This is a genomic window from Enterobacter sp. UPMP2060 (assembly GCF_053709655.1).
Genome location: NZ_JBSKJQ010000008.1, coordinates 133,585 through 150,494, shown reverse-complemented (window position 1 = coordinate 150,494; position 16,910 = coordinate 133,585). Strand labels below are relative to the sequence as shown.

Here is a 16,910-nt window from a genome sequence, read left to right as displayed (position 1 = left end):
TTTTGCGTGTCAGCCGTTCCTTAACAATCAAACAGATGGCGATGGTTTCTGCCGTCACCATGCTGTTTGTACTGCTCTTCTGCGTAATTTTGCTGTTTCATTCCGTACAGCAGAATCGCTATAACACGGCTTCGCAGTTAGAAAGTATCGCGCGATCGGTGCGCGGCCCGCTCTCTGCCGCTATCCTGAAAGGGGATATTCCCGAAGCGGAAACCATTTTAAAACGCATTCAGCCTGCCGGCGTCGTTAGCCGCGCCGATGTCGTCTTGCCCAATCAGTTTCAGGCGCTGCGGATGAGCTTTATCCCGGAGCGTCCCGTCCCGATGATGGTGATGCGCCTGTTTGAACTGCCGGTGCAGATTTCGCTGCCCGTTTATTCGCTTGAACGCCCTGCCAATCCGCAGCCGCTGGCCTACCTGGTATTACAGGCGGATTCCTACCGCATGTATAAATTCGTCATGAGCTGGGTGGTTACGTTAGTGACCACTTGCTTACTTATGACGCTTATTCTCAGCGTGGCGCTCACCTGGTGCATTAACCGGCTGATTGTTCATCCGCTGCGCCGTATCGCCCGCGAGCTGAATACGCTTGCGCCGCAGGATCAGATGGGGCATCAGCTTGAGCTGCCGCGTCTGCATCATGACGATGAGATAGGCATGCTGGTGCGCAGCTACAACCTCAACCAGCAGCGCATTCAGCGCCAGCAGGATGAGTTAAACAGCAGCGCCACGCGCTTCCCGGTGTCGGAGCTTCCCAATAAAGCCTTCCTGATGGCGATGCTGGAGCAGACAGTTGCCCGTCAGCAAACCACGGCGCTGATGGTTATCGCCTGTGAAACCCTGCAGGATACGGCTGGCGTGCTCAGGGAGAGCCAGCGCGAAATGCTGCTGCTGACCCTGGTGGAAAAAGTGAAGTCTGTCCTTGCCCCGCGCATGGTGCTGACCCAGGTCAGCGGTTACGACCTTGTGGTGATTGCCAACGGCGTAAAAGAGCCCTGGCATGCGATCACTTTAGGTCAGCAAGTACTCACTGTCATTAATGAGCGGTTGCCCATTCAGGGTATCCAGCTTCGTCCAAGCGCCAGTATCGGTATTGCGATGTACTATGGCGATTTAACGGCAGAGCAGCTTTATCATCGCGCGTTCTCGGCGGCGTTCACCGCCCGGCGCAAAGGGAAAAATCAGATCCAGTTCTTCGCGCCGGAAGAGATGGAAAAGGCGCAGCAGCGCCTGACGGAAGAGAGCGACATCCTGACCGCGCTGGATAACCGCCAGTTTGCCCTCTGGCTACAGCCGCAGGTGAATTTGCTGACGGGAGAAGTGAAAAGCGCAGAGGCACTGCTGCGCGTGCAGCAGCCGGATGGTTCATGGGAGCTGCCGGAAGGGCTGATTGAGCGCATTGAATCCTGCGGCCTGATGGTTACCGTCGGCTATTGGGTGCTGGAGGAGTCCTGCCGTCAGCTTGCTGCCTGGCAGGAGCGCGGCGTGACGCTGCCGCTGTCGGTCAATTTGTCTGCCCTGCAGCTGATGCACCCAACCATGGTTTCAGAGATGCTGGAGCTGATCCATCGTTACCGAATCAAGCCTGATACGTTAACTCTGGAAGTGACGGAGAGCCGACGCATCGACGACCCTAATCAGGCAGTCGCAATTCTGAAACCGCTGCGTAATGCCGGCATTCGCATTGCGCTGGACGATTTTGGCATGGGATACGCCGGGCTGCGTCAGCTTCAGCACATGAAAACCCTTCCGGTGGATGTGCTCAAAATTGATAAAGCGTTTGTCGACGGTCTGCCTGGCGACAGCAGCATGGTGCAGGCGATTATCCAGATGGCGCGCAGCCTCAACCTGCATCTTATTGCCGAGGGGATTGAAACCGAAGCGCAACGCGCATGGCTGGCAGAGGCGGGCGTGGAGAGCGGACAAGGCTTCCTTTTTGCCCCTGCTGTTCCTTCGGATGTCTTTGAAGAACGATACCTTTCTGGTGCTGACAATAACGCAAAAGTGTAATTTTGTTGCTGGCTTGTGCGAGCCAGCTCAAAGTTCTTAACATTTGTGTTTCAAATTTGAACTGAGTTTATTTCTGTCCTGTTATGTGGGTGTTATTTTAAAGCCGCAGGTTAACCATAACCTTACAAAGCCTGTGGTTTTTCTTCCCAAGGACACCTTATGAAAACCTCACTCTTCAAAAGTCTTTATTTCCAGGTCCTGACAGCCATCGCCATCGGTATTCTGCTGGGTCACTATTACCCTGAGCTGGGCGCGCAAATGAAACCGCTTGGCGACGCGTTCGTTAAGCTCATCAAAATGGTCATCGCGCCGGTGATCTTCTGTACCGTAGTAACGGGCATCGCTGGCATGGAAAGCATGAAGGCGGTCGGTCGTACCGGTGCAGTGGCGCTTCTCTATTTTGAAGTGGTCAGTACCCTTGCGCTGATTATCGGTCTGATCATCGTCAACGTGGTGCAGCCGGGCGCGGGGATGAACGTAGACCCGTCAACGCTGGATGCCAAAGCGGTCGCGGTGTATGCCGAGCAGGCGAAGGATCAGGGCGTGGTGGCCTTCCTGCTGGACGTGATACCGGGCAGCGTCATTGGCGCGTTCGCCAGCGGAAACATCCTGCAGGTTCTGCTGTTTGCCGTGATGTTTGGCTTTGCTCTGCACCGTCTGGGCAGCAAAGGCCAGCTTATCTTTAATGTGATCGAAAGCTTCTCCCAGGTGATTTTCGGCATCATCAATATGATCATGCGCCTGGCGCCGATCGGTGCTTTCGGCGCGATGGCCTTCACCATCGGTAAATATGGCGTCGGTACGCTGGTGCAGCTGGGTCAGCTGATTATCTGCTTCTATATCACCTGTATCCTTTTCGTGGTCGTGGTGCTGGGCTCCATCGCCCGCGCGACGGGTTTCAACATCTTCAAATTTATCCGTTACATCCGCGAAGAGCTGCTGATCGTTCTGGGGACTTCCTCTTCAGAATCGGCGCTGCCGCGTATGCTCGACAAGATGGAAAAGCTGGGGTGCCGTAAATCGGTGGTCGGGCTGGTGATCCCGACGGGCTACTCCTTCAACCTGGACGGCACCTCGATATACCTGACGATGGCGGCCGTGTTTATCGCTCAGGCGACCAACAGCCATATGGATATTTTCCATCAGATTACCCTGCTGGTGGTGCTCCTGCTCTCCTCTAAAGGCGCGGCAGGCGTGACGGGCAGTGGCTTTATCGTGCTGGCTGCTACTATTTCCGCTGTGGGCCACCTGCCAGTGGCGGGTCTGGCGTTGATTCTCGGTATCGACCGCTTCATGTCAGAGGCGCGTGCGTTAACCAACCTGGTGGGTAACGGCGTGGCAACGGTGGTGGTGGCGAAATGGGTGAAAGAGCTGGATCACAAAAAGCTCGACGATACTCTGAATAACCGTTCAACTGACAGCAAAAATCCTGGCTTAACCTATTAATCTTGTCACAAATGCCCGTATTCCCTTGTCGGGATGCGGGCTCCTGCGCATAATAACTGTTCGTACCTGTCATAATTCGACAAGATTTTTTTTGGGTATATTTCACTTCTGACCGTGACGTTTTGCCGAACGCGCGGTCTAATCGACGTGTTTTCATCGTCATCTTTAAGAGTGAAGCGCGTCGCGAAACACTCTTTTTTAACCAGGAATGTTGATCAGGGGTTCACATGCAGGGCACAAAAATTCGACTCTTAACCGGCGGTTTGCTGATGATGGCAGCAGCCAGTTATGTGCAGGCAGATGCGCTCCAGCCAGACCCGGCCTGGCAACAAGGGACATTAGCGAACGGTTTTCAGTGGCAGGTTTTAGCCACTCCGCAACGTCCCAGTGACCGTGTAGAAATCCGTCTGTCCATTAATACCGGTTCCCTCGCGGAAAGCACTCAGCAAACCGGTTTTAGCCATTTTATTCCCCGGCTGGCGCTCACGCAGAGCGGCAGCCTGCAAGCGGTTCAGGTGCGTTCGCTTTGGCAGCAGGCCATCGATCCGAAACGCCCGCTCCCTCCGGCTGTGGTCTCGTATGACTACACCATGTTTAACCTGAGCCTGCCTAATAACCGTAACGACCTCCTTAAAGAAGCGCTTACGTATCTCTCCGATGCCTCTGGCAATCTGGCGATTACGCCGGACACCGTCAACTATGCGCTGAGCAACAGCGACATGGTGGCGACCTGGCCCGGGGATACCAAAGAGGGCTGGTGGCGTTACCGCCTGAAGGGCTCGACGCTGCTGGGACATGACCCGGCCGAACCGCTGAAACAGCCGGTGGACGCCGAACAGGTAAAATCGTTCTACCAGAAGTGGTATACCCCGGACGCGATGACGCTGATCGTGGTGGGTAACGTGGACAGCCGCGCGGTGGTGGAGCAGATCAACAAAGCGTTTGGTGATTTGAAAGGCAAGCGTGAAACGCCAGCCCCTGTCCCGACGCTCTCTCCGCTGCGTGCAGAGCCTGTCAGCATTATGACGGACGCCGTGCGTCAGGATCGCCTCTCCGTCATGTGGGATAACGCCTGGCAGCCAATCCGCGAGTCCGCGGCGATGCTGCGCTACTGGCGTGCCGATCTGGCGCGTGAAGCGCTGTTCTGGCACGTTCAGCAGACGCTGAGCAAGAACAACGTGAAGAATATCGGTCTTGGCTTTGACTGCCGCGTGCTGTTCCAGCGTGCGCAGTGTGCCATCAACGTTGAATCGCCGGGCGATAAGCTGAATGCCAATCTGGGCGTGGTCGCAAAAGAGCTGGCAAAAGTGCGTAAAGAGGGGCTTTCCGAAGAGGAATTCAACGCTCTCGTGGCGCAGAAAAAACTCGAGCTGCAGAAGCTGTTCGCGACCTACGCTCGCGCCGATACCGACATTCTGATCAGCCAGCGTATTCGTTCCCTGCAGAATCAGGTGGTGGACATTGCGCCGGAACAGTACCAGAAACTGCGTCAGGACTTCCTGAACGGTCTGACCGTCGAGATGCTCAATCAGGACCTCCGTCAGCAGCTGTCGCAGGAGATGGCGTTGATCCTCCTGCAACCGAAGGGCGAGCCGGAGTATGACATGAAGGAACTTCAGAAGACCTGGGATTCCATTATGGCTACCGCGCCGCAGCCAGCGCAGGCCGCCACGGCTGATGATTTACATCCGGACGCGACGGATATTCCGCAAGGGCAGTAATGCTTAAACATTCCCTCTCCCACAGGGAGGGGGTGTTCATCGTCCACTCTCCCTGTGGGGGAGAGTAATCCCCAGTAATTTTTTACCTGAAGCGATGAATGTTGCTTCAGGTAAATGAATGACTTACAGCGATGCCCTTGTCCGGCTGTAAATCGCTGAGGCGTTTCCTGCAGGCCGGGGCGAGGCGCATGGATGCGCCGAGAGGGCGGGCTTTACAGGGACGTTACCTCCGCCCGTACCCGATAAGCCGGAAGGAATAAGCCGAGGGCACCGCGAAGCGGCGATTTACCGCCGGGAGCCCGGGTCGCCAGGGCGGCGGCGACTGAGCCGCCATGGCACGTTCACCGGTAATGTCGTTACAGAGTAGCAAGGAACATAAAGTGAACGGAATGACCACCAGAGCCGTATGTTCCCCCTCACCCCAGCCCTCTCCCTCAAGGGAGAGGGGGTCGTCCGTGCAGGCATTATTTTGTGGGGAACCCTCAGCCCCGTGGGAGAGGGTTAGGGTGAGGGCATGAGCCCGCAGCCTCTTTAAACAGGCATCGCCTCACGCGGAATAATCGCCCCGCGATACTGAATCACCGTGCTGGCCGTCAGGTGACCACGCTGTGCCGCCGCTTCCGGCGTTCCACCCGTCAGACGTACCGCCAGATAGCCCGCGCTGAATGAATCACCGGCCGCCGTGGTATCAATCACTTTCTCTCTGGCAAGCTTCACCGCCGGAACGTCAACCAGCGCTTCGCCCGCCACCGCGACCAGGCTCGAATCCGCCCCGCGCTTAATCACCACTTCGCTCACGCCAGCCGCCTGCGTGCGTGCAATCACGTCCTCTACCGGTTTCTCACCCCATAGAGCGTCTTCATCGTCGAGCGTGAGGAAGGCGATGTCGGTGCACTGCAGCATCTGCTGATAGACCTGCTGCGTCTCTTCGCGGCTGGCCCACAGGCGCGGGCGGTAGTTGTTATCGAAAATAACCTTGCCGCCGTTTGCACGGCATTCGCGCAGCAGCGAGAGCAGCTTTTCACGGCTGGTAGGGCTCAGGATCGCCAGGCTAATCCCGCTCAGATAGAGGTAGTCAAAGGTCGCCAGCTCTTCGCAGATGGCCGCGGCCGCGTCGCTCTCCAGCCAGAATTTGGCCGCGGCTTCGTTACGCCAGTAATAAAACGTGCGTTCGCCGGTGCTGTCGGTTTCGATGTAATAAAGCCCCGGGAGGCGGTTCTCCATACGTTGAATCAGCGACGTTTCGACATGTTCACTCTGCCAGGCCTCCAGCATTTGCTGGCTGAAGCTGTCCGTACCCAGGGCGGTCACGTAGTTCACGGTGAGCGCCTCAGGCGCGACCTGACGGGCAATATAAACGGACGTGTTTAACGTATCGCCACCAAATCCGCGGCTGACTTCCGCGCCTTTTTGTGACAGCTCAATCATGCATTCGCCAATCACGGCAATTTTTTTGGACATAGTCGTGAACCTGAACAGAAGAATTATCAGCAGTGTGCGCTGAGTGAATTAACCGGTCAACTATATTAAAACAACGTTCCATTATTTTATTTGAGCCAGCGCGTGTTCCCGCGCATTTCTGTCATCTTAATTTCATTTTCCCGGTGAATTGAACATAAAGTTCTCAATTGTCGCGCCGATAATCCTGTGACGAGTCCAGAAAGGCTATCCCAACAACAGGACATCTGAAATGAAGTCAGAGCAGGTTATCCAGCGGCTGAGCACTACGCCTGAGGCAAGTATTGAGAACTTGCAGGAGCATCGCTACTGGCTGCAATGTGAGCGTGCGTACACCTATCAGCCGATCTACCGAACAGATGGTCGACTGATGGCAATTGAAATTTTGACCGTCGTTACGCACCCCTCAAACCCTACTCAGCGCATCGCGCCGGATCGCTATTTTGCCGAAGTTGCCGTTCGCCAGCGCCTGGACGTGCTGGAAGAGCAGCTTCGTATGCTGGCGACGAAGCAGCCCTTTTTCGAACAGCACGATATCCTCGCCTCGGTGAACGTCGATGGTCCAACCCTGCTGGCGCTGCGTCAGAACGCAAAATTGCAGGAGCTGATCGCCACCCTGCCGTGGATGCGCTTTGAGCTGGTGGAGCATGTCCGCCTGCCGCAGGACTCCTCGTTTGCGTCGATATGCGAATACGGCCCGCTGTGGCTGGATGACTTTGGCACCGGCATGGCGAACTTCTCCGCCCTGAGTGAGGTGCGCTACGACTACATCAAAGTGGCCCGCGACCTGTTCATTATGCTGCGTCAGACCCCGGAAGGGCGGAATCTGTTTACGCTGTTATTACAGCTGATGAACCGCTATTGCCAGGGCGTGATTGTTGAAGGTGTGGAAACACTGGAAGAGTGGCGTGATGTGCAAAACTCTCCCGCAGCGGCGGCGCAAGGCTATTATCTCTCCCGCCCGGTACCCATGGATCGCCTCGATAGCGTTATAACGACCCTCTGATAAGCCCGCTTCCCTTTGTCTGGACTATAGTTTTACAGGACAGGTCATCAGGAAAGGGGATAAAAATGACGAGAACAACCAGGGTAATCTCCTGGACAGCAGGGATTTTCTTGTTGTTGATCGTGGTCGTCGCCATCATTATTGCGACGTTTGACTGGAACCGTCTCAAGCCGACCATCAACCAGAAAGTCTCAACCGAACTGAACCGCCCCTTCGCCATACGCGGCGATTTAGGGGTGGTATGGGAGCGTCAGAAAGAGGAGCCCGGCTGGCGCAGCTGGATCCCCTGGCCTCACGTCCATGCCGACGACATCATTCTCGGCAACCCGCCGGATATCCCGGACGTCACCATGATCCACCTGCCGCGCGTTGAAGCCACGCTGGCTCCGCTGGCGCTCCTCACCAAAACGGTTTATCTGCCGTGGATCAAACTTCAGCAGCCCGATGCGCGCTTGATCCGACTCTCAGAAAAAAACAACAACTGGACGTTTAACCTTGCCAGCGACAGCGAAAAAGATCCGAATGCCCAGCCTTCTTCCTGATCATTCCGTCTCGACAATATTCTTTTCGATCGCGGACGGATCGCCATCGACGATAAGGTCAGCAAGGCGGATGTGGAGATCCTCGTCGATCCGCTGGGCAAACCGCTGCCGTTTAGCGAGGTCACGGGCACGAAAGCAAAAGGCGACGCGGCAAGCGTAGGCGACTATGTCTTCGGCCTGACGGCAAAAGGACGCTACAACGATCGGCCTCTCAGCGGTAAAGGGAAAATAGGCGGCATGCTGGCGCTGCGGAGCGAAGGCACGCCGTTCCCGGTGCAGGCGGACTTCCGTTCCGGTAACACCCGCGTGGCGTTCGTTGGCACGGTCAACGACCCGATGAATATGGGGGGCGTCGACCTTCAGCTCAAATTTGCCGGCGATTCGCTGGGCGAGCTGTATGAACTGACCGGCGTGCTGCTGCCGGATACCCCGCCGTTCGAAACGGACGGGCATCTGGTTGCCAAAATCGATACCGAAAAATCGTCCGTTTTTGACTACCGGGACTTCAACGGCCGTATCGGCGACAGCGACATCCACGGCGCGCTGACCTACACCACCGGAAAACCGCGCCCGAAACTGGAAGGGGATGTTGAGTCCCGTCAGCTGCGTCTGGCCGATCTTGGTCCGCTGATTGGCGTGGACTCGGGTAAAGGTACCAAGTCGAAAGAGGTCAAAAAGGATGTTCAGCCTGCGGGCAAAGTGCTGCCATACGATCGCTTCGAAACCGACAAATGGAACGTGATGGATGCGGATGTGCGCTTCAAAGGCGGAAAAATTGAACATGGCAGTACGCTGCCGATCAGCAATCTTTCGACCCATATCCTCCTCAAAAATGCCGATCTGCGCCTGCAGCCGCTGAAGTTCGGCATGGCGGGCGGGACAATTTCCTCGAACATTCATCTGGAAGGCGATAAGAAGCCGATGCAGGGACGGGCGGAGATCCAGGCGCGTCGATTGAAGCTGAAAGAGCTGATGCCGAACGTAGAGCTGATGCAGAAAACCCTCGGTGAAATGAACGGTGATGCCGACATTCGCGGCGTGGGGAACTCGGTGGCGGCGCTGCTGGGCAGCGGCAATGGTAACCTGAAGCTGCTGATGAACGACGGGCTGGTCAGCCGCAACCTGATGGAGATCCTGGGGCTGAACGTCGGTAACTACGTCATCGGGCAAATTTTTGGTGATGACGAGGTGCGGGTGAACTGCGCGGCGGCCAATCTGGATCTGGTTAACGGCGTGGCGCGTCCCCAGATATTTGCCTTCGACACGGAAAACGCGGTGATTAACGTGACCGGGACCGCCAGCATGGCCTCGGAGCAGCTTGATTTGACGATTGACCCGGAAAGTAAGGGGATCCGCATCATCACCCTGCGCTCGCCGCTTTACGTGCGCGGAACCTTCAAAAACCCTCAGGCGGGCGTGAAGCCCGGACCGCTGATTGCGCGCGGTGCGGTGGCTGCGGCCCTGGCGACGCTGGTCACCCCGGCCGCAGCGCTGCTGGCGTTGATTTCGCCGTCAGAAGGCGAGGCCAATCAGTGCCGGACTATTTTGTCGCAGATGAAGAAGTAGCTCCCTTTCTCCCTCTCCCTGTGGGAGAGGGCCGGGATGAGGGCATCAGGCCGCAGTGAATTACAGAGCCTGATGCTTCGTCTCGTGCGTCAGCAGCAGCGCAATCAGCGTCAGCGCTGCCATGGCCGCCAGATAGACGCCCACATAGAACAGACCATAGTTCGCCTGCAGCCAGGTGGCGATATACGGCGCAACGGACGCGCCTAGAATAGAGGCAACGTTGTAGGAGAACGACGCGCCGGTATAACGCACTTCCGTCGGGAACAGCTCAGGCAGCAGCGCGCCCATCGGGCCGAAGGTCAGCCCCATCAGGCTCAGGCCAATCAGCAGATAGGCCATCACCAGCGCCGGGCTACCTGAACCCAGCAGCGGCGGGAAGACGAACAGCGCGAACAGAATAATCAGCGTGGTGATCGTAATCATGCTCGCACGACGACCAAATTTGTCCGCCAGCAGGCCCGCAATCGGTACCATCACGCCAAACCCGATCACCGCCATCATCAGCATCCACAGCACTTCGTTACGCGGCAGGCCCAGGCCAACCGGCGCGGCGGCGGTACTGAACGTCATGGAGTAGACGGTCATGATGTAGAACAGCGTATAGGTTGCCAGCATGATGAACGTGCCCAGCACGGTCACGCGGACGTGTTTGGTCAGCAGCGTACCCAGCGGCACTTTCACCTGCTTGTTCTCCGCGGCCACTTTCGCAAAAACAGGAGTCTCATGCAGCGAAACACGCACATACAGGCCAATCAGCACCAGCACGGCTGAGAAGATAAACGGGAGACGCCAGCCCCAGCTCATGAACTGTTCATCCGTCAGCAGCCAGGAGAGCAGCAGGAACGTCCCGTTGGCAAAGAAGAAGCCAATCGGCGCGCCCAGCTGCGGGAATGAGCCGTACAGCGCGCGCTTGCGCGCCGGGGCGTTCTCGGTGGCCAGCAGCGCCGCGCCGCCCCATTCACCGCCCAGCCCCAGACCCTGACCGAAACGCGCCAGCGCCAGCAGGACCGGCGCCAGAATGCCGATGGTTTCATAGGTCGGCAGCAGACCGATGGCTACGGTGGAGATGCCCATCGTCAGCAGCGAGGCCACCAGGGTGACTTTTCGGCCAATGCGATCGCCAAAGTGTCCAAACAGCGCAGAGCCAATCGGACGCGCAACAAACGCGATGGCAAAGGTGGCCAGAGACTGCAGCGTGGCCGCCGTCGGATCGCCCTGCGGGAAGAAAATATGCGGGAAGACGATGACCGCGGCGGTGGCATAAATATAAAAGTCGAAGAACTCAATGGCGGTGCCAATCAGCGAGGCGACGACAACTTTATTGCGCGAGTTTACCGGAACGTTTTCCGTCCCTGAGTCGAGTGTGGTGGCTGTTGCTTGCATAATATTTTCTTATTTTTGTCGAACGAAAGGCCATATTACGCACAGCAAAAGCGACATTTCAATCTGTAACAAAGCCGCGTGCTGGTGATAAAAGCAACAAAAAGCGGATAATTTTCAGGCCAGAGAAAACACGTCTATGAAATGCTTCACAGATTTTAAATATCAGTCAATTAAACTGGTTTTCAGTTAAATAAAAGTTACGAGCTGGATTTATATGCTGAAATGATGAATCGGGCTGAAATTTCAGCCCGAGAGCGGGGCTAGCTGTGCGTTTTACCGGGCATTCGCGTGTCGCCTTTGTACTCGGCAGTGGCAATCCATGCCGCGCAGAACAGCGTCAGGCGGGCGAAGAAATAGAAGAAGGCCATCAGTCCCAGCACCGAGCCAAACGCCGCGCCGGAAGGGGATTTCACCAGCGACGGCAGCGTGTAGGTCATCACGATTTTGATCACCTCAAAGCCGATCGCCGCAATCAACGTGCCGCGGATCAGCGCCTTCTTGCGCGGACGATGGCGGGGCAAGCGCCAGAAGATCCAGAAGAACAGCAGGTAGTTGGCGAAGATGGAAATGGCCAGCCCAATGCCGCGCCAGGCGGGCTTCAGCCATTCGATGTAATCAAGGTAAAGCGCGGAGATGATCATCTGCTGCGCCGAGCCCGCCACGGAGGTAATGGAAAGCGTCACGATGAGCGCGACGAGCAGGCCAATCAGCGAAACAAAATCGCGGAGATACTTCACCCAGATTTTCTCCTGGTCCTGCGGCTTACGCTCCCAGACGTCGCGCGACTGGGCGCGAATTGCCTCGCGCAGGTTGCCCATCCAGTTAACGCCGGAGTAAAGGGCAATCAGCAAACCGACGATGCCGACGGTGGTACGCTGCTGAATGGCGGTATTGATGGTGCTTTTGAGCGTGCTGGCAAGGGTCGGGTCACTGACGTTATTCAGGATCTTAGTGAAGATATCCTGCAGCAGCGTCGGGTGCGACGCGAGCACAAAACCGGCTGCCGCAAACGACACCATCAGGATGGGTATCATCGACAGGAAGGAAAAATAGGTGATGGCGGCACCAAACTGGTTCCCCATGCGGTCATTAAACCGTTCTGTGGCGCGTATCAGGTGCGCAATTATGGGAAGCTGCTGGATCTTTTCTGCCATGCTGGTAACCGTACCCAGCGCTTTGCTGGCTGTTCCCGGCGTTGCGGGCGCTTCAGGCTCGGTTTCCATCTTTTTGACGGGCTCATACTCTAAATGTTGGGTGGGTCGTTGCGGATTGTTTTCCGGCATCACGCGCATTTTCCTTTTCGTTGAGCTGGATGTGTTTTTGAATTATAGCTTGCGGCTAGTCCACGTAAGCTTTTGTGAGTTCAGTAAGCCACTCCATGAACAGATGGACCCGGCGGGAGAGGTTGCGGCGGTGGGGGTAAATCAGGGAGACAGGCATCGGTTCAGCCCGGTATTGCGGGAGGATCTCAATCAGTTTCTTCGCGCGCAGTAAATCACGCACCCCAACCCGCGGAACCTGAATAATGCCCAGCCCGGCGAGACAGGCAGCCTGGTAAGTTTCCGTGCTGTTGACGGTTAACACCCCGCCCGTTTTTATCCACTGCGTCGCACTGCCGTTATAAAATTCAAAGCCCTGCGGGCGGGTTCCCAGCATCGCGGCGTAGTGGATCACGGCGTGCGAGCCTAAATCGTCCAGGGTTTCCGGATAGCCAAAACGCGTCAGATAATCCGGGCTGGCGCAGTTAATCACCGACAGCTTGCCCAGCGGACGGGCAATCAGCCCTGAATCCTTCAATGTGCCGACGCGCACCACGCAATCAAACCCTTCGCGGATCACATCCACCAGACGATCGCTGCTGCTGAGCTCGAGTTCAATGCCCGGATAGTGCTGCAGAAAAGCAGGCAGTTTGGGGATGACTAAATTTCGAGCAACGCCGACGGGCATATCCACGCGGAGCCGACCGCTGATGCTGGAGGGATCGTGCTGAAACATACCGTCGAGTTCATCAAGGTTTGCCAGCAGATCTTTTGCCCGTTCGTAATAGACCATGCCGTCCTGCGTCAGGCTGACGCGTCGCGTGGTGCGGTGCAATAGCTGGGTGCCAAGCCGGTTTTCCAGGGCCTGAATTTGCCGCGAGACGCTGCCTTTCGGCAGGGTTAATGTTTCGGCCGCGCGGGAAAAACTCTCCAGTTCCGCGACGCGGACGAACAACTGCATTGCGTGAATTTTATCCATAGAGGAAGCTCATTGTTGTTTCTGTTGAAACAGTGAAGCGTTTTAACCCATCTTTATTGATTTTCTATCACCTAATAAGCTCTTTCTCAATCTCCTTAACAGCCAAAACGAGGTTTATGATGAGTGAACGTATCGCATTAGTGACGGGTGGTAGCCGTGGTCTGGGTAAAAACGCTGCGTTAAAGCTGGCGGCAGACGGAACGGGAATTGTCCTGACATACAATCGTAGCCAGCAGGAAGCGCTGGATGTTGTGCATGAAATTCAGGAAAAAGGCGTCAACGCAGCGGCATTACAGCTCAACGTCGGGGATATCACGAGTTTTGATCATTTTGCCCGACAGCTTCAGGAAACCCTTAAGACCGTCTGGCAGCGCGAAACCTTTGACTATTTATTGAACAATGCCGGAACGGGTTTATATGCGCCCTATGCCGACACGACGGAAGCCCAGTTTGATGAAGCGCTGAACATTCATTTCAAAGGACCTTTCTTCCTGACCCAGCGCCTGCTGCCGCTGCTTAACGACGGGGGGCGTATCCTCAACGTCTCCAGCGGGCTGGCCCGTTTTACCCAGCCGGGCTCTGGGACCTACGCGGCCATGAAGGGAGCGATGGAAGTGCTGACGCGTTATCAGGCGAAAGAGCTGGGCGCGCGCGGAATTTCCGTCAATATCATTGCGCCGGGCGCGATTGAAACCGACTTTGGCGGCGGACGCGTGCGCGACAACGCGGAGCTGAATCAGCTTCTGGCCTCGCAGACGGCGCTGGGCCGGGTGGGGCTGCCGGACGATATTGGCGATGCCATTGCGGCACTGCTCAGCGATAAATTGGGCTGGATGAATGCGCAACGTATTGAAGTATCAGGCGGTATGTTCCTGTGATGCGCGGGCTTAAGGGGAAGGAGCCCCTTAAGGAAACCCTTAGTATGGATGTGTCTGCATACTGACAGTGATAAAGAACGCAGGCAGCCATAGCCGATAACCCCTTTTCATCACGATATTTCTCCAGAGAAAGACCCGGATGTTTTTTTATTAACGCAATGGCGGCAGAAAATATTTTCAGCGAATGACGTTTGATATTCGTTTCCTCTTAATAGTGACATTAAAGAGGAAACGACGTCCGGGAAATATCTGCTAAAAAGCGGTTGGTCAGGAATTATTATTCAGGTATTCCTGCTGTAATAAACCAAATAGCCAGTCATTTTGCCAGCGCCCCGCAAGGTAATAGCTCTCGCGTAATTCACCTTCCAGGCGAAAGCGGGCTTTTTCCAGCAGGCGTCTTGACGCGACATTTCCCGCGGTGACGGTGGCGGTGAGTCGCCGTATACCGCCCTGATGAAAAGCGTAATCGCAAAGTGCTTTCAGGGATTCAAAGCCGTAACCTTTCCCCTGCGCCTCGGGTGCGAAAAGGAAGCCCACTTCTGCGCAGTCCTCCTCCCGATGAATATACCCGGTAACGCCCAGCGGGGCCTGTGAGGCGGTGTCACGTACGACGAGACAAAGCCAGTGGGCGCTGCCCGGTGCCCATGGGGTCAGGCGCGAATCAAACGCCTCGCGGATCGCCGCGACGGGACGGTCCTCCGCCACAAAGCGCATCACGTCCGGGTGCTGCTGTAGCGCCAGAAAAAAGGGCCAGTCTTGTTCCTGCAGGGGCGAACAGGTCAGGCGAGAGGTAATTAAAACCGGCATTCAGATTCTCCTGAAACATTTTAAATCATTTTAGGGTTGTCACTTTATTTCAACAGAAAGTCAGGTATGGTTAACCGCGTATAAATAAAAAGAATAAAGGGCGTTTCGTGCCCATTCCGGATGTCTTCGTTGTCGCTTAAGGAAAACAATGACTCTCAGCACATCACATCATATTCGCGAACAGTTTGAACACTGTCTGGCGGTCATTCGCCATGCGTCAGTGGAAATTTTACTCCTTCTGAATGTACATGCTTCTGAGGGCAAAGATCCACGCTGGTTCCTGGAACAACTCGACAGCGCGCGATTAGCTCTGGGCGGCTGGGGAGCCGTTGCGAAAAAACTCAACCTCAATGATGCCGAGATGTCGGAATTTACGCTCCAGCTGCGCCTGCTGCAGCAGCGCGTTCCGCAGTATGAAAGCGGACAGGATGTGAGTGAAAACCAGCTTATTGCGGCGATGCGGTTTGTGACCGCGCTGGAACATCTTCGCCTGCAGCAGCCGCTGTTGACCTACAGCACCGACCTGGCACCGGGAAGCGAACTCCAGCAGCAGCAGGCGCACAAGCAGGTACGCGCGATTGAGCTGATGATTAAAGGACTCATCCAGCAGGCCTGGCCCGATCAGGTGCGGCTGAACAACCATCTTAAGACCCTGTTTAACGCTGACCGCGTGCGGCGCTGGCTGAAGCTTGGCGAGATCAACGATGTCCTCAGCGGCATGATGTTCAGTGAACTGGCGCAGATGCTGGTGGATAAAAAAGAGTTCAGCCGCTATTACGCTTCGCTGTTCAGCGACCCGTCCATGCTGACGCTGCTGGTTGAACCGCGCAAAACGCTGCAAACCTTCCTCGATGACATTCGGCAAATCCGCAACAGCATCACCGTTCAGAAAACGCTAAGCTCGGCGCAAATCCAGCTGCTGGATAACTACTACGCGCAGATCGCGCGGCCCGTTCAGCGCGCGTTTGAAGAGGGGAGAACGCGCGTCAATCCGGCCGGATTCATGGCGGTAGATGCCAGCGAATTGCATACCTTCTGGGAAAAGGCGCAGAAAATGGATCGGGTCACCGGTGGGGATCTGTTTGAAGTCCGTGACACCATTGAAAAGCCGACCCAGCGCGCGCCGCGTACCCCCGAACAACGCGAGCAGCTCATTTCCGGTGCGCTATGGGGGGCGGTTGGCGTCATGGTGATTGCTATCGTGGCGGGGGGCTTCTGGCTAGTGACCAGCAGCAAACCGCAGCCTGCAACCGCCAGCGCGGCTGAAGCGGCTACTCCGCAGGAAATGCGCGAGACGCCTTCCTCGCGCGAAACGCTCACGCGCATGGGGGTCACCTGGGACGAGAATAATTTCCGCTCGGCCATTAACCGCAACGATACCCGAGTGACCCTGCTATTTTTGCAGGGCGGTATGGACTGGAAGCTGTCCTGGACCGAAGAGGCGATGTCGGCAGGCTATGACGATGTGCTGGAGCTGATGCTACGCTACCGCCAGAACATGGTGGAAGAGAAGCCGTGCCGTCGCTTCATCAACACGCTCAGCCACGCCATGTCGAACGGCGAGTCTCTGACCTCGGTTCGTAAAGAGTATCTCAAAGCGTTCTGCACCGTGCCTGCCGTGGTGAAACGCCAGCAGCACGATCTCGACATGGCCACTCGCCGCGCGCAGTCGCAGCCGGATGCCACCACGAAAAAATGGCAGTCCATTCAGACTGCCATTTATGAGGTGATTCGCTAAAATTTTTCCCCTCACCCCAGCCCTCTCCCCATAGGGGCGAGGGAGATGAAGAGCGCACCGTGCAGTCCCCTCTCCCCTCTGGGGAGAGGGTTAGGGTGAGGGGTGAGGGCACCAGACC

Annotated in this window: 11 protein-coding genes and 2 pseudogenes; 7 read left to right on the top strand and 6 right to left on the bottom strand. The window is 56.3% G+C overall.

The window, feature by feature from the left end; all coding sequences use genetic code 11:
• Nucleotides 1–2: 2 nt before the first annotated feature.
• The 3 genes from hmsP to ACWKXN_RS16495 all read left to right on the top strand — a co-directional run bounded on the left by hmsP (nt 3) and on the right by ACWKXN_RS16495 (nt 5,176).
• A complete protein-coding gene (hmsP, locus tag ACWKXN_RS16505) occupies nt 3–2,009 on the top strand; it encodes a biofilm formation regulator HmsP (RefSeq protein ID WP_039263030.1) in 2,007 nt (668 codons plus the stop codon).
• Nucleotides 2,010–2,168: 159 nt separating this feature from the next.
• A complete protein-coding gene (locus ACWKXN_RS16500; protein ID WP_454544029.1) occupies nt 2,169–3,455 on the top strand; it encodes a dicarboxylate/amino acid:cation symporter in 1,287 nt (428 codons plus the stop codon).
• 227 nt (nt 3,456–3,682) lie between these two features.
• Nucleotides 3,683–5,176, top strand: a complete 1,494-nt coding sequence (locus ACWKXN_RS16495; protein WP_033146870.1) for a M16 family metallopeptidase — start codon at nt 3,683–3,685, stop codon at nt 5,174–5,176.
• A gap of 531 nt (nt 5,177–5,707) precedes the next feature.
• On the opposite strand, the gene ACWKXN_RS16490 is transcribed toward ACWKXN_RS16495, so the two are convergent.
• Nucleotides 5,708–6,637: a 2-dehydro-3-deoxygluconokinase gene (locus ACWKXN_RS16490; protein ID WP_096150265.1), complete on the bottom strand. Its 930-nt coding sequence runs from the start codon at nt 6,635–6,637 to the stop codon at nt 5,708–5,710.
• A gap of 229 nt (nt 6,638–6,866) precedes the next feature.
• On the opposite strand from ACWKXN_RS16490, the gene pdeH reads away from it, so the two are divergent.
• Both pdeH and ACWKXN_RS16480 read left to right on the top strand, forming a co-directional pair.
• The gene (pdeH, locus tag ACWKXN_RS16485) at nt 6,867–7,640 is read left to right on the top strand and encodes a cyclic-guanylate-specific phosphodiesterase (RefSeq protein WP_023309584.1); all 774 of its coding nucleotides are present in this window, start codon (nt 6,867–6,869) and stop codon (nt 7,638–7,640) included.
• 65 nt (nt 7,641–7,705) lie between these two features.
• Nucleotides 7,706–9,748 (top strand): annotated as a pseudogene (locus tag ACWKXN_RS16480) (AsmA family protein).
• A gap of 60 nt (nt 9,749–9,808) precedes the next feature.
• On the opposite strand, the gene ACWKXN_RS16475 reads toward ACWKXN_RS16480, so the two are convergent.
• From ACWKXN_RS16475 to ACWKXN_RS16465, 3 genes are all read right to left on the bottom strand, one after another.
• Nucleotides 9,809–11,131, bottom strand: coding sequence for an MFS transporter (locus ACWKXN_RS16475; protein WP_211438699.1), 1,323 nt, complete (start codon nt 11,129–11,131; stop codon nt 9,809–9,811).
• 260 nt (nt 11,132–11,391) lie between these two features.
• Nucleotides 11,392–12,414 carry an inner membrane protein YhjD gene (gene yhjD / locus ACWKXN_RS16470; protein WP_454544036.1) on the bottom strand — a complete coding sequence of 341 codons (1,023 nt, stop codon included), beginning with the start codon at nt 12,412–12,414 and terminating at the stop codon, nt 11,392–11,394.
• Nucleotides 12,415–12,469: 55 nt separating this feature from the next.
• Nucleotides 12,470–13,369 (bottom strand): LysR family transcriptional regulator, encoded by a 900-nt coding sequence (locus ACWKXN_RS16465; protein WP_029742152.1) that lies wholly within the window; start codon nt 13,367–13,369, stop codon nt 12,470–12,472.
• A 119-nt stretch (nt 13,370–13,488) separates the two neighbouring features.
• Here ACWKXN_RS16465 and ACWKXN_RS16460 point away from each other — a divergent pair, with 119 nt between their 5' ends.
• Entirely contained in the window at nt 13,489–14,247 is a 759-nt protein-coding gene (locus ACWKXN_RS16460) for an SDR family NAD(P)-dependent oxidoreductase (protein ID WP_047059901.1), read from the top strand.
• Nucleotides 14,248–14,344: 97 nt separating this feature from the next.
• On the opposite strand, the pseudogene ACWKXN_RS16455 reads toward ACWKXN_RS16460, so the two are convergent.
• Together ACWKXN_RS16455 and ACWKXN_RS16450 are read right to left on the bottom strand one after the other, a co-directional pair.
• Nucleotides 14,345–14,443 (bottom strand): annotated as a pseudogene (locus ACWKXN_RS16455) (lysozyme); the annotation flags it as partial.
• A 71-nt stretch (nt 14,444–14,514) separates the two neighbouring features.
• Entirely contained in the window at nt 14,515–15,054 is a 540-nt protein-coding gene (locus ACWKXN_RS16450) for a GNAT family N-acetyltransferase (RefSeq protein ID WP_063441581.1), read from the bottom strand.
• A 148-nt stretch (nt 15,055–15,202) separates the two neighbouring features.
• Between ACWKXN_RS16450 and ACWKXN_RS16445 the strand changes: the two genes are divergently transcribed.
• A complete protein-coding gene (locus ACWKXN_RS16445) occupies nt 15,203–16,792 on the top strand; it encodes an STY4199 family HEPN domain-containing protein (RefSeq protein WP_454544028.1) in 1,590 nt (529 codons plus the stop codon).
• Nucleotides 16,793–16,910 lie beyond the last annotated feature (118 nt).